Consider the following 13,589-nt stretch of genomic DNA (forward strand, 5'->3'; position numbering starts at 1 on the left):
ATGTCGACCACCACAACACGCGGGGTCGCCTCCTCCCCCGCCCCGGCCAAGGTCTCCCAGGACCGGCCGAGGCGGGGCCTGCGGGCGAACAGCACCTTCAACTTCTGGCTCTTCACCGGCCCCTTCCTCATCGGCCTGGTGATCTTCGTCTTCGTGCCCATCGGCTGGAGCCTGTATCTCAGCTTCTTCGAGGCACGGTTCACCGTCACGCCGAGCGAGTTCGTCGGCCTGGAGAACTACCGGCAGATCCTGACGGACACGGACTTCAGGAACTCCCTGGTCACCTTCACCCTCTTCGCCGCGATCATCGTGCCGGTCACCTGGGCACTGTCGCTCGGGCTGGCGCTCCTGGTGAACCGGCTGCGGTTCATGCGGGCGTTCTTCCGGTCGGTCTTCTTCCTGCCGACCGCGGTCAGCTACGCGGCCGCCGCGCTGATCTGGAAGATGTCCATCTTCAACGGCGTCCGCTTCGGCCTGGCCAACACGGTCATCGGCTGGTTCGGGGTCGAGAACATCGCCTGGCTGGGCAACCCCGACCCGCCGTGGTACTGGCTGGTCATCGTGACCGTCCGGCTGTGGCTGCAGTCCGGTTTCTACATGATCCTCTTCATCGCGGCGCTGCAGAACATTCCGCGGGAGCTGTACGAGGCCGCCTCCATCGACGGTGCCAAGCCGGGCTGGCAGACCTTCTGGTACATCACGCTGCCCCAACTGCGGGCGACGTCGACCGCGGTGATCCTGCTGCTGCTTGTCGCCGCCTACCAGGCCTTCGACGAGTTCTTCATCCTGCTCGGCAAGGCCACCTGGGGCCAACCGCCCCTGGTGGAGCTGTACAAGATGGCTCTGGGCGAGAACCAGAACTACGGCGCGGGCAGCGCGGGTGCGCTGGTCCTGACCGTACTCATCTGCCTCGTGACCCTGTTGCAGGGCAAGATCATGGGCTTTGGAAGGGGTGACGAGTCCCAGTGACCACCACCACAGCACCCGACGTCAGGAAGCCGGCGAAGAAGAAGCGCGTCGGCGGCGTCATGGGCAACACCGGTCTGTACATCGCGACGGGCGTGGCCGCCCTCCTCTTCCTCGTCCCGTTCTATCTGATCCTCCGCAACGCCTTCATGACGGACCCGGAGATCACGGGCGAGGAGTGGAAGTGGTTCCCCACCGACATCCAGTGGGGCAACGTCAGCGAGCCGTTCGACGACGTCACGGTCGACTTCGCCCAGTCGATGTGGAACTCCCTGGTCGTCGCCGTCCTGCACACCGCGGGCATCCTGCTCATCTGTTCGCTGGCCGGCTACGGCCTCGCGCGCATCCCGTACAAGCACGCCAACAAGGTCTTCTACGTCGTCCTGACCACCCTGATGGTGCCCACGGCCGTCACCTTCGTGCCGAGCTTCGTGCTGGTCTCGTCGCTCGGCTGGGTGGACACCTACCGCGGTCTGATCATTCCGGGCCTGTTCAGTGGTTTCACCTGCTTCCTGTTCCGGCAGTACTTCCTGGGGTTCCCCAAGGAGCTGGAGGAGGCGGCGCGTGTGGACGGGCTCGGTTACATGGGCGCGTACTGGCGGGTCGTCGTACCCAACTCGCTGAACTTCTTCGCGGCGATCGCGACGATCACCTTCATCGCGGGCTGGAACGCCTTCCTGTGGCCTCTGGTCATCGGGCAGGACCCCAGCGCGTGGACGGTGCAGGTGGCGCTCTCGTCGTACGCGACGAACCAGACCGTCAACTACCACCTGATCTTCATGGCCACGGCCATTTCGATCCTGCCCCTGGTGCTCGTCTTCCTCTTCCTCCAGCGCTGGCTGGTGCAGGGCATCGCGCAGACTGGCATCAAGGGCTAGGAAAACCAGCAAGGAGACCGATGTCTTTCCGCACCACCGGCACCACCAGCAGCACCGGCACATCCGTCGACTACGTCGAGGACGTCTCACCGGGCAGCGGGGCCCTTCCGCCCCGCGCCTGGTACGCGTCCTCGGACGCCCAGTCCCTGTCGCTGAACGGGAGCTGGCGGTTCCGGCTCTCCCCCACCGCCGACGCCGAGGACGACTCGTTCGCGGCCGACGGGTACGACGCCGGGGGCTGGGCCGAGGTGGCCGTACCGGGCCACTGGGTGCTGCAGGGCGACGGGGCCTTCGGGGCGCCGATCTACACCAACCACCTGTACCCGTTCCCGGTGGACCCGCCGAGGGTGCCGTCGGAGAACCCGACCGGTGACCATCTGCGGTCCTTCGACCTGCCGGAGGGGTGGCCCGCTCTCCTGGAGGGCGGGGCGGTGCTGCGTTTCGACGGTGTGGAGTCCTGTGCCCGGGTGTGGCTGAACGGCACGGACATCGGTGAGTTCAAGGGTTCCCGGCTGCCGCACGAGTTCGCGGTCGGGCACCTGCTGAAGCCGGCGGGGAACGTCCTCGCCGTCCGGGTCCACCAGTGGTCGGCGGGCTCCTATCTGGAGGACCAGGACCAGTGGTGGCTGCCCGGCATCTTCCGGGACGTCACCCTGCTGCGCCGCCCGGCGGGCAGCGCGCTCGACTTCTTCGTGCACGCCTCCTACGACCACGTCGGCGGCATCGGGACCCTGCGTGTCGACTCCGACGTCGACGGCCGGGTCCTCGTGCCTGCCCTCGACATCGATGTCACGACCGGTGAGCCGGTGACCGTGCCGGTCGAGCCGTGGACGGCCGAGACGCCCCGCCTGTACGACGGTGAGCTGGTGACCGAGGGCGAGCGCGTCCCGCTGCGGATCGGTTTCCGCACGGTCGTGCTGGAGGACGGCCTGCTCAAGGTCAACGGCACGGCGATCCTGTTCAAGGGCGTCAACCGGCACGAGTGGCACCCGGAGAAGGGCCGCGCCCTCGACCTGGAGACCATGCGCGAGGACGTGCTGCTGATGAAGCGGCACAACCTCAACGCGGTCCGCACCTCGCACTACCCGCCGCACCCGGCCTTCCTCGACCTGTGCGACGAGTACGGCCTCTGGGTGATCGACGAGTGCGACCTGGAGACCCACGGCTTCACCGAGCAGAACTGGCGGGACAACCCCGTCGACGACGACCGCTGGACCCCGGCCCTCCTGGACCGCGCGGCCCGGATGGTCGAGCGCGACAAGAACCACCCCTCGGTGGTCATCTGGTCCCTCGGCAACGAGGCCGGCACCGGCCGCGGCCTCACCGCCATGGCCGAGTGGATCCACGGCCGCGACGGCTCGCGTCTCGTGCACTACGAGGGCGACTGGGACTGCCGCGACACCGACATCTACTCCCGGATGTACGCCGACCACGCCGAGACCGAGCGCATCGGCCGGCGCCTGGACGGCGGCACCCACAAGCGCCGCCGGCTCCCCTTCATCCAGTGCGAGTACGGCCACGCCATGGGCAACGGTCCCGGCGGGATCGCCGACTACCAGCGCATCTTCGAGGCCCACGACCGCATCCAGGGCGGCTTCATCTGGGAGTGGATCGACCACGGAATCACCCACCCCGAGCTGGGCTTCGCCTACGGCGGCGACTTCGGCGAGGAGCTGCACGACGGCAACTTCGTCTGCGACGGCCTGGTCTTCCCGGACCGGACGCCGTCCCCCGGCCTGATCGAGTTCAAGAAGGTCATCGAGCCGGTCCGCATCGACGGCGACGGCTCGGCGGGGACGGTCCGGGTGCGCAACGCGTTCGACTTCGCCGACCTGTCCTCGCTGGCCTTCGAGTGGTCGTACGCGATCGACGGGAAGACGGTGGAGGCCGGCACCCTGTCGGTGCCCGCCCTGAAGCCCGGCGAGTCGGCCGAGGTGAAGCTGCCGCAGCCGCCGACCGGCGGACCGGCGGGCGAGGCGCTGTGGACCGTACGGGCGCTGCTGGCCGAGGACACGTCCTGGGGCCGGAAGGACCACCAGGTGGCGTGGGCCCAACTGCCGGTCGTGGAGCGGCCGTTGCCGACCGTGGTGCCGGGTGACGGTCCCACGGCGAGCGAGAAGCTGATCTACCTGGGCCCGGCCTCCTTCGACATCCGCACGGGCGCCCTGAAGACCATCGGCCGCCTCGATGTGACCGGGCTGCGCCTGGACGTGTGGCGGGCGCCGACCGACAACGACGACGGCGCCTCCTGGCAGGACGACACGCGCTACAGCGAGCTGTGGCGCAAGTTCGGCCTGCACCGGATGCGACACCGCCTGGACGCGGTGGAGTTGGGCGACGACGCGCTGACCGTACGGACGCGGGTGGCGCCGGCCGCCCGGGAGATCGGCCTGCGCACGACGTACCGGTGGACCGCCGACAGGGACCGGCTGAAGCTGACCGTGTCGGTGGACCCGGAGGGCGACTGGACCGTTCCACTGCCGAGGCTCGGCATCCGCTTCGGACTGTCGTCCGCCGACTCCGTGAAGTGGTACGGCGGCGGCCCCGGCGAGGGATACCCCGACACCAAGTCGGCCTCCATGGTGAGCCGTCACCACTCCACGGTCGACGAGTTGCAGACCCCGTACGTCCGGCCGCAGGAGAACGGCGCCCGCCCCGACGTCCGCTGGGCGGAGCTGGGCGGCCTGCGCGTCGACGGCGACCCGGAGTTCGGGTTCACGGCCCGCCGCTGGACCACCGAACAGCTGGACGCCGCCGAACACCTGACCGACCTTCGGGCCGGTGACACGGTGTGGGTCAACCTCGACCACGGCCAGATGGGCATCGGCTCCCAGTCCTGCGGACCGGGCGCCCTGCCCGAGTACCACCTGCAGGCCGGGCCGACGGAGTTCTCGTTCGTGTTCTCGACGACGGATTCGTAGGACAGTCGAAGGACGGCGGCCGGTCGGCGATCAAGCCGACCGGCCGCTCTCGCGTCTCCCCGACGGACGGGGGCTCATGACGGACGGGGGCTCATGACGAACGGGGGCCCATGACGGACGGGGGTGGAGGGTCCGTCGGGGGTGGAGGGTCCGTCGGGCTACGGGCAGCTGATGCGGGTGTCTCCGGGGTCCGTTGTGCAGGTGTCGGCGCCCGGACCGCCGTTGGCGGTGTCGTTGGCGGGGATGTTGTCGGCGGCGGCGTGTGAACGTCGAACGATCAAGGGTTGACCACCCGGTGTCATGGATACGACAGATCGCCACCTCCTTCCCTGTTTCCCCAACTGACCTTGCACGTCACACTGATTGCCATCGAACCTGAGCACCGCTCATCTTTCCCCGTCCCCCGTCCCCCGTCCCCCGGAGAACCCCATGAGCCGCACGAGCCCCACGAGCCCCACGAGCCCCACAAGAAGACTGCTCGGCATCCTCGCCGCCGGCACGCTGGCCGTCACCGGTCTCGCCACCACCGGGGCGACGCCCGCGGCGGCCGCCACCAGCGGCACGTTCAACGTGCTGACGTACAACGTCGCCGGCCTCCCGGAGGGGCTGAGCTCCGGCAAACCGGCGACGAACACCCCGCTGCTCGCGCCGCGCCTCGGGGCGTACGACATCGTGAACGTGCAGGAGGACTTCAACTACCACGCGGCGCTGTACGCGGGTGACAACCACCCGTACCGCACGGCGACCAGCGGCGGAGTGCCGTTCGGCGACGGCCTCAACACCCTCTCGGACTACGCGTTCGACGACTTCGAGCGGGTGAAGTGGAACAGCTGCACCGGCACCAACTGCCTGACCCCGAAGGGCTTCTCGCTCGCCCGGGTGCGGCTCGACGAGGGCGTCTTCGTCGACCTCTACAACGTGCACACGAACGCCGACTCCGACGACGCCGCCCTCGCCGCCCGCCGGGCGAACGTCACGCAGCTCTCGGAGTTCATCAAGGCGAACTCGGCAGGCAACGCGGTGATCGTCATGGGTGACACCAACACCCGCTACACGCGCACCGGCGACAACATCCGCACCCTGGCGGGCGAGAACGCCCTCACGGACCCCTGGGTACAGCTGGTCAAGGGCGGTGTCGCCCCCGCCCTGGGCAGCGACGCGCTGGTCTGCCCGACGACCGCCCCGACCAACGACTGCGAGGTCGTCGACAAGGTCTTCTACCGGGACAGCAACGTGGTCGACCTGACCGCGAGCCGCTACAACAACGAGTGGGCGAAGTTCCTCGACTCGGCGGGCGGCAACCTCTCCGACCACTTCCCGCACACGGTCGACTTCTCCTGGAAGCTCAACTCGGGGCTCCGCGCCAGCGACTTCTTCGGCGGCCCGCACGGCACGGCGTACAACGACGCGGACAACCTCCCGTCGACGGTCTCGCCCCGCACCCTGACCCTGCGCGGCGGCTCCCGCCTCGACGCGGTCCAGCTCACGCACGACGGCGGTACGACGCTGGCCCACGGCGGTACGGGCGGCACGGCGACCTCCCTCACCCTGGCCTCCGGCGAGCACCTCACCTCGGTGAAGCTGACGCAGGGCCAGAAGGACGGCCGCACCCGGATCTTCTCCGCCGCCTTCGGCACGGACAAGGGCCGCTCCCTCACCTCCGGCACGGCCACCTCCGACGCGAAGACCTTCACCGCCCCGTCCGGCTGGCAGATCGTCGGCTTCACCGGCCGCACGGGCGACGAGATCGACAAGCTGGGCGTGCTGTACGCGCCGATCCGCTGAGCACCGTTCGCAACGACCGCGCGTTTCCCTCGGCCCCACCCCGCCCACCACGGGGTGGGGCCCGCCCGCACAGCCGGTTCCCGTCACGGGCCGCCGGAGACACGCGTGCACACCAAGGGCGACCGGGCCATAACCTAGAGCCCCTAGGTTTCTTGTCCCGTCCAGAGGTGGCCCATGCCCCGAGTCGGCCTCACCCCCGACCGCGTCACCGCGGCCGCCGCCGACCTCGCCGACCGGGTCGGCTTCGAGAACGTCTCGCTGTCCGCCCTGGCCCGCCACTTCGGGGTCAAGGACGCGAGCCTGTACTCGCATGTGAAGAACCTCCAGGACCTGCGCGGCCGGATGGCCCTGCTCGCCGGCGGCGAGATGATCGACCTGATCGCGGCGGCCGTCGCCGGGCGGGCCGGCAAGGACGCGCTCGCCGCCTTCGCCGGGGCCTACCGGGAGTACGCCCTCCGCCACCCCGGCCGGTACGCGGCCACACAGATCCCCGTCGACCAGATCCTCGTCACCGACTCCCCCGCCCTGCGCCGCACCGCCGAGATCACCTACGGCATGCTCCGCGCGTACGGCCTCGAAGAACCCGATCTCACCGACGCCGTACGGCTGTTGCGCAGCACCTTCCACGGCTTCTGTGCCCTGGAGGCCGGGGGCGGCTTCGGTGCGCCCCGCGACGTTCGGAGGTCGTGGGACAGGTCCGTCGAGGCGCTGCATCTGGCCCTCACGCACTGGCCCCGGGACGACCGCGAAGGGGCGTAGCCCGGCGGGGAGAGACCGGAGGGAGAGACCGGAGGGAGAGAGCGGGGGATAGACCGGGGGACAGCCCTTCACGAGAGGCCTGTCTTGAGGCCTCGAACAACTTTCGTCCCGGCGGCAACCTTCCGCGCCTCGGGGGCGACCACAGAACATGACACCTGCAACACCCATCCCCTCCGCCCCGTCCCGGCATCGCCGTCGCCACCTCGCGCGCAAGCCCGTCATCGGCTCGCTCGTGGCCGCGTCCGTGCTGGCGGGCGCCTGGTACGCGACCGCCGGGGCGGCACCCACCGCCGCCGGTGATCTCACCGTCACGAACACGACCGTGAGCCTGTCGGCGAAGTTCCCCTACCTCTCGGCCGGCTACAACAACAGCCGGGAGTGGACGAGGACGGCGACGGCCGCGGCTCCGAACGGCACGCTGCGGGTCGCCTGGCCCGCGTCGGACGGTGTCCACGTCACGCCGCTGACGGCGGCCGGAAAGCGTTCCGGTGCCGACACGGTCGTCAAGGGGACGAAGGAGGTCGGTGGTCTGATCGCGCACAACGACGGGTTCGCGCTGCTGACCCGGGTCTCCGACACCAACAAGTGGAAGGAGACGGCCGCCGCGCTCATCCGCTACCAGAACGGCAAGCAGGCCTGGCGGACCAAGCTCACCGGCACCTCGTCCGACGACACGGCCCCCCTGCTCGACGGCCAGCTCGCCTGGAACGGCAAGAAGTACGGCGCCTACTTCGTCGTGCACGGCGCGGGCGGCTTCGCCGACGGCCACTTCGGCGACAAGCTGTCGTACGTGGGCCCGAAGGGCAAGAAGCTCGGCGGCGGCTGGGGCTGGGGCTGCTCCCACAACGAGGGCATAGCCCTGCGCGCCGAGACCAGCGGGAACTTCACCTCCCTCTGCTTCGACGACTGGCGGTCGGGCCTGTTCGTGTCCACGGGTATCGCCGCCCCCGACAACGCCCCGGTCGTCCAGCGCGAGCAGTGCTGGGCCGGCTACTGCGGCGGCACCTTCGCGGGCCGCACCGGCGACCTCGTGAAGTCCTCCACGGGCCGCTACGCCACCGCCTTCGGCTCTCGCGGTGCCGCCTCCGCCAAGAAGAACCCGGACGACTCCAGCGGCCGGGGCTGGACGGTCAAGCCGAAGACCAGCACCCACCAGGTCGCCGTCGCGTTCCTCAAGAACCGCGACACCCCGTCGGGCAAGCCGGTCTACCTCACCTCCGCCAAGGGCACCGAGCACGTCAACGTGCGCGTCGCCCCGTACGGCAAGGACCGGCTCCTCGTCTCGTACGAGACCCTGAAGAACGCCAAGTGCGCGAGCGGTACCTGCACCGGCACCTTCACGGGCACCCACTTCCGCCTCGTCGACTGGAAGGGCAAGCTCCAGGGAGCCGACAAGGTCGTCAAGGCCCGGATCTCCGGTGACATCGCGGTGCTGAAGGACGGGACGCTGACCTGGGCGTACGCGCCCGTCACCCCGTCCTACACGACCGCCCTCAACGGGGCGTCACCGACCACGAAGACGCTGAAGATCGCCCGTCTGACGCCGTGAACACGTACTGGGCCCGCGCACCGTGGGTCCAGTTCACGGCCACCTCGTACGCTCCCCGCACCTCCACGGAGACCAGCTCCGGGAGGGGCAGGGGGCCGGGGTCGGCGGTGAGGCGGGCCAGGGCGACGAAGAGGGTCGCCCCCTCTCCGGTCCGGCCGACGAGTCCGGGTCCGTCCGGGTCCGCCGACAGGCCGTGCCCCGGGAGTAGGTCCGTGCGTACGCCCTCCGCCCCCGCCCATCCCGTGATCCGCACCGCGGTGCCGGGGGCGGCGTCCGTCACCAGATGGGCCCGGACCTCGACCGCACCCTGGGCCACCACGAGGCTCGTGACCCGCACACCGCTGTCACCGACCGAGTGCCGGGAGGCCGCCCAGCCCTCCCCCACGCCCAGCGGCTCGATATCGAGGCGGCTCGCGTCGCCACCGACGATCACACTGTTGTCGTAGGACTCGGCGGGCTCCGCCAGGGGGACGGGCTCCGTCACCGTCGAGTACGCGAGCCGGGTGTAGAACGGGTCGTAGCGGACGTCCTCGCTGCCGTGGTTGTGGAGACGGACCAGGCCGTCCGAACTCGTCGACTGGAGAAGCCAGTTGGGCGGCCCGACCGGTCGCAGTCCGTCCTCCCGCTCCACCGGGCCCGGCTCCTCCGTCGCCGTCCACACAGCGTGGTCCGGCGGCAGGAGCAGACCGAGGAAACCCTTGCTGGCCCAGTACGGGGAGGCGGGGCCCGAATAGCGCTGCAGGACAGCGGGGTCGGGACCGTGCCAGCCGAGGGACAGCAGGCCCCGGTCGTCGACCGCGCCCCGGTCGAGGAAGTACTTGAGCGCGCCCGACGCCAGCCGCCTCGTCTCGCCCGGCGACAGCGGCGTACGGCCGGTGAGGGCGCCCAGCCACAGCGGGACGGTCGTCGCGAAACGGTAGGTGAGGGAGCGGCCCTGGTGCAGCGGGGCACCGTCGCCGCCGAACAGGCGGGCGTAGTCGGCGAGATGGGCCGACAGCCGGTCACCGTAGCGGGCGAGGAGGCGTTCGTCGTTCGCGAGCCAGGCGTGCAGCACCGGGTAGAGGTGCATGGCCCAGCCGTTGTAGTAGTCGAACTTGCGGCCGTCGCCGTCGGTGTACCAGCCGTCGCCGACGTACCACTGCTCGATCCGGTCGAGCCGCTGGTCGATCACCCGGCGGGACAACTCCGGTTCGTGGCCGATCTCTTCGAGGAAGCCGCCGACCGTGACCGGGAACAACTCCCAGTTACAGGGCCAGGGTTCGGCGGTGAGCGCGTCGCCGAGCCAGGCCGCCGTCCGCTGACGGACGCCGTCGTCGAGCCGGTCCCAGAGCACCTCCCGCGTCACGCGCAGCGCGAAGGCGATCGACGCGGCCTCCACGAGGGGCTGGCTGCGGTCCTCGATGCGGGGCCAGACGCCCGACACTCCGGCCGCGAGGCCGTCCGCGTACCGCGCGAGCGCCTTCTCGTCACGGCGGAAGGCGGCGAGCAGCAGCGTCCGGGCGTATCCCTCCAGGCCGTCGGAGAGCCGGCCCGCCCAGCTGGGGCGGTCGCCGGGGAAGTGGTACAGCGCCCCGTCGGCGGTCGCGTACGGCTCCACCGCCGCCAGCAGCGAGTCGGCGGCCGCCTCCCAGTGGGCGCGGGTGTAACCGGTGTACGGGCTGAGATCGCGGTCCTCGGCGGGCTGGGAGGGCATGTGCGGCACGCTTCCTGTGTCGTTGCTCTGTGGTTCGAACCTGTTGCTCTGCGGTTCGAACCTGGGGCGCCCCGGTTCCGGTCGGGACGCCCCAGGGGTCTATCCCACCCTGGTCTTGCCCTCGGGCACCAGACCCTGGGCGACGAGTTCGTCGCGGACGAGGTCGGCGTAGACGGTCGCGCCGTGCGTCGAGGTGTGGGTGTTGTCGCGCTTCTCGTTGTAGAGGTAGAGCGCCTTGGAGCCTTCGGTGCCCAGGGACTCGACCAGCGCCTTCGTCTTCGCGGTGAGGTCGATCAGGGGCACGTCGTGGGTGGCGGCGACCGAGCGGGTGACCGCCGGGTGGTCGACGCCGAGGCCGTTGACCAGCAGGGCCGTGTTGTTGTTGAGGGTGCCGTCGGAGTTGAACCAGCGGCGGACGATCGGGGTGACCAGGACCGGCTTCCCGCGCTTCTCGCGGACGCCCGCGACCAGGGTTTCGAGATTGGCCCGGTAGGTGGCCTCGTCGGTCTGCTTGTCGTTGTGGGCCAGCTGGATCAGGACCAGGTCGCCGCGCCGGATCTGCGGCTGGACGGTGGCCCACAGGCGCGGGTCGGCGAGGTAGGACACCGTGCTCTCGCCGGAGTCGGCGTGGTTGGCGACCGAGACGCCCTTCCTGAGGTACTGCGGGAGCTGCTGGCCCCAGCCGGAGTACGGGTCGCCGGGCTGGTCGCAGACCGTGGAGTCGCCGACGAGGAAGATCTGGCGGGGTTTTTTGGCGGGGGTCACGCGGATGTCGGCGAGGGCGGGCGCCGAACCGCCGATGACGAGGTCCAGGCCGGCGGTGCCGTCGGCGCCGGTCGGCTCGCCCTCGGGGGTGCGGACGTCGACGGTGAAGCTGTGGCGGACGTGCTCGCCGGCGTCCGTCGCCGTCTCGGCCAGGAGGGTGCGGCGCGTCTCGCCGGTGATCCTCGTGCTCGCCGCGTTCTCACCTCCGAGGCGGACCCTCACGTCGTAGGCGCCGGCGGGGACGTCGAAGTGGCAGACGTTCGCGGCGCAGTTCTCCAAGCCCAGCACGGGCCGGCCCTCGTTCGCCTCGGCCGGTACGGCGGTGAGCACGGTGCCCAGGGTCGTCGCCACCGTCAGCGCGGCGATGGTGAAACGTCTCATTGCGGCTCCTCCCGAAGAGTGACAAGGCCTGGCGGCTGGACGGTACATCGTTTGGCAAGCGCTTTCTAGATGTCGGCACGCATTCACATGATTGCCAACTTCCATGCGGCGAAAGCCCTTTCGCGAAAACGATTCAACTGTCACCCTTCCGAATCACCCGCACTCCCCCCACACCACCCGAGGAGGACCCCCATGTCCGAATCCACCGACAGGCCAACGACCGCGACCGGCCTGGGCCGGCGCGGCTTCGTCGTCGGCACCGCCGCCACGGCCGCCGGCGCCGCGCTCGCCGGGCCGCTGGCCGGCACCGCCCGCGCCGCGGCCTTCGGCTACACCGACGACGGCACCAACTACGTGATCGACACCGGCGCGAACCTCGTGTTCAAGGTCCGCAAGAGCAACGGCGACCTGTCCTCGCTCGTCTACCGGGGCACGGAGTACCAGGGCTACGGCGGCATGAACTCGCACATCGAGTCCGGCCTCGGCAGCTCGACCGTCACCATCAGGCAGTCCGGCTCGACGATCCTCGTCTCCGTCACCTACGGCACGCTCAGGCACTACTACGCGGCCCGCAGTGGCGAGAACAACATCTACCTGTGGACCAACAAGGCCGACACCTCGGTCTCGGCGACCCGCTACATCGTGCGCGTGAAGGCGGGCCTCTTCCTCAACGACGAGCCCGACTCGTACACCTACGCGCCCACCACCATCGAGGCCTCGGACGTCTTCGCGAAGTCCAACGGCCAGACCCGATCGAAGCACTACTCCAAGCTCCGGGTGATCGACTACGACTACGTCGGCTGGACCACCGGCAGTGTCGGCCTGTACGTCGTCCGCAGCAACCACGAGAAGGCCTCCGGCGGCCCCTTCTACCGTTCCCTGCTGCGCCACCAGAGCGCGGACGGCGGCGGCCTCTACGAGATCCTGTACTACGGCCAGAACCAGACCGAGGAGCAGCGGTTCGGCCTCCAGGGCCCGTACGTCATCGCCTTCACGGACGGCGGGGCGCCCTCCTCGTCGCTGTTCCCGGGCACGCTGACCACGTCGTGGGCGGACTCGCTCGGCCTGTCCGGGTACGTCTCCGCGAGCGGCCGGGGCCGGGTGGCGGGCGTCGGCATCACCGGCCGGAACACGTCGTACGCGTACACGGTCGGGCTCGCCAACTCGGCGGCGCAGTACTGGGGTTCGGCTCGGGCGTCGGACGGCTGGTTCTCCGTCCCGGGGGTGATTCCGGGGACGTACACGCTCACCGTCTTCAAGGGTGAGCTGGCCGTGTACACGACCTCGGTGACGGTCACGGCGGGCGGCACGACGACGCTGAACTCGATCGCCGTCCCGTCCTCGAACGACCCGTCCAACGCGGGCGTGATCTGGCGGATCAACGACTGGAACGGCACACCGAGCGGCTTCAAGAACGCCGACCTGATGACGTACGCGCATCCGTCGGACGTCCGGGCCGCCGCCTGGACCGGCAACGTGGTCATCGGCAGCGGCACCGAGACCTCGGGCTTCCCCTGCTACCTCTGGAAGGACGTGAACAGTGGTCTCCTCGTGTACTTCAGGCTGACCGCCGCGCAGGCCGCCGCCGCTCACACCCTGCGCATCGGTGTGACGACGGCCTACGCCAACGGCCGGCCGCAGGTCGTCGTCAACGACACCTGGACCTCGGCGATCCCCTCCCCGCCCACCCAGCCGAACACCCGGTCACTGACGAACGGGTCCTACCGGGGCAACAACCACACGTTCACCTACAGCGTCCCGGCGTCCGCCTGGCTGTCGGACACCAGTCAGTACAACGTGCTGAAGATCAACGTGGTGAGCGGTTCGGGGGCGACGTCCTATCTCAGTGCGGGTACGTCGATCGACGCGATCGACCTCCTGAGCTGAGACAC

At 69.9% G+C, this 13,589-nt stretch carries 9 protein-coding genes; 7 read left to right on the plus strand and 2 right to left on the minus strand.

The genetic code is table 11. The features are described from left to right. From OG622_RS12045 to OG622_RS12070, 6 genes are all read left to right on the plus strand, one after another. Window positions 1-969, plus strand: coding sequence for a carbohydrate ABC transporter permease (locus OG622_RS12045; protein ID WP_371575632.1), 969 nt, complete (start codon window positions 1-3; stop codon window positions 967-969). Between the two features lie 59 nt (window positions 970-1,028). Beyond that, window positions 1,029-1,844 (plus strand): carbohydrate ABC transporter permease, encoded by an 816-nt coding sequence (locus tag OG622_RS12050; protein ID WP_371584074.1) that lies wholly within the window; start codon window positions 1,029-1,031, stop codon window positions 1,842-1,844. 20 nt (window positions 1,845-1,864) lie between these two features. Then, window positions 1,865-4,765: a glycoside hydrolase family 2 TIM barrel-domain containing protein gene (locus tag OG622_RS12055; protein ID WP_371575634.1), complete on the plus strand. Its 2,901-nt coding sequence runs from the start codon at window positions 1,865-1,867 to the stop codon at window positions 4,763-4,765. 429 nt (window positions 4,766-5,194) lie between these two features. After that, window positions 5,195-6,550: a jacalin-like lectin gene (locus tag OG622_RS12060; protein ID WP_371575636.1), complete on the plus strand. Its 1,356-nt coding sequence runs from the start codon at window positions 5,195-5,197 to the stop codon at window positions 6,548-6,550. Window positions 6,551-6,724: 174 nt separating this feature from the next. Beyond that, entirely contained in the window at window positions 6,725-7,309 is a 585-nt protein-coding gene (locus OG622_RS12065; protein WP_371575638.1) for a TetR/AcrR family transcriptional regulator, read from the plus strand. A gap of 148 nt (window positions 7,310-7,457) precedes the next feature. Further along, the gene (locus tag OG622_RS12070) at window positions 7,458-8,858 is read left to right on the plus strand and encodes a hypothetical protein (RefSeq protein WP_371575640.1); all 1,401 of its coding nucleotides are present in this window, start codon (window positions 7,458-7,460) and stop codon (window positions 8,856-8,858) included. Here OG622_RS12070 and OG622_RS12075 read toward each other — a convergent pair. Both OG622_RS12075 and OG622_RS12080 read right to left on the minus strand, forming a co-directional pair. Then, window positions 8,803-10,551: a DUF2264 domain-containing protein gene (locus OG622_RS12075; RefSeq protein WP_371575642.1), complete on the minus strand. Its 1,749-nt coding sequence runs from the start codon at window positions 10,549-10,551 to the stop codon at window positions 8,803-8,805. The two genes, OG622_RS12070 and OG622_RS12075, sit on opposite strands and share 56 nt — an antisense overlap. A 99-nt stretch (window positions 10,552-10,650) precedes the next feature. After that, complete coding sequence (locus tag OG622_RS12080) at window positions 10,651-11,697, minus strand: rhamnogalacturonan acetylesterase (protein WP_371575644.1); 1,047 nt, start codon at window positions 11,695-11,697, stop codon at window positions 10,651-10,653. A 192-nt stretch (window positions 11,698-11,889) separates the two neighbouring features. Between OG622_RS12080 and OG622_RS12085 the strand changes: the two genes are divergently transcribed. After that, window positions 11,890-13,584, plus strand: coding sequence for a rhamnogalacturonan lyase B N-terminal domain-containing protein (locus tag OG622_RS12085; RefSeq protein WP_371575646.1), 1,695 nt, complete (start codon window positions 11,890-11,892; stop codon window positions 13,582-13,584). The last annotated feature ends 5 nt before the right edge of the window (window positions 13,585-13,589 follow it).

Origin of the sequence: Streptomyces sp. NBC_01314, assembly GCF_041435215.1 — a bacterium.
In the GTDB taxonomy this organism is placed as follows: domain Bacteria; phylum Actinomycetota; class Actinomycetes; order Streptomycetales; family Streptomycetaceae; genus Streptomyces.

Excerpts from the sequence above, each read along its gene's own strand:
- OG622_RS12055 (WP_371575634.1), top strand. The coding sequence starts at position 1,865 with ATGTCTTTCCGCACCACCGGCACCACCAGCAGCACCGGCACATCCGTC.
- OG622_RS12045 (WP_371575632.1), top strand. The coding sequence starts at position 1 with ATGTCGACCACCACAACACGCGGGGTCGCCTCCTCCCCCGCCCCGGCC.
- OG622_RS12080 (WP_371575644.1), bottom strand. The coding sequence starts at position 11,697 with ATGAGACGTTTCACCATCGCCGCGCTGACGGTGGCGACGACCCTGGGC.
- OG622_RS12065 (WP_371575638.1), top strand. The coding sequence starts at position 6,725 with ATGCCCCGAGTCGGCCTCACCCCCGACCGCGTCACCGCGGCCGCCGCC.
- OG622_RS12060 (WP_371575636.1), top strand. The coding sequence starts at position 5,195 with ATGAGCCGCACGAGCCCCACGAGCCCCACGAGCCCCACAAGAAGACTG.
- OG622_RS12085 (WP_371575646.1), top strand. The coding sequence starts at position 11,890 with ATGTCCGAATCCACCGACAGGCCAACGACCGCGACCGGCCTGGGCCGG.
- OG622_RS12070 (WP_371575640.1), top strand. The coding sequence starts at position 7,458 with ATGACACCTGCAACACCCATCCCCTCCGCCCCGTCCCGGCATCGCCGT.
- OG622_RS12075 (WP_371575642.1), bottom strand. The coding sequence starts at position 10,551 with ATGCCCTCCCAGCCCGCCGAGGACCGCGATCTCAGCCCGTACACCGGT.
- OG622_RS12050 (WP_371584074.1), top strand. The coding sequence starts at position 1,029 with ATGGGCAACACCGGTCTGTACATCGCGACGGGCGTGGCCGCCCTCCTC.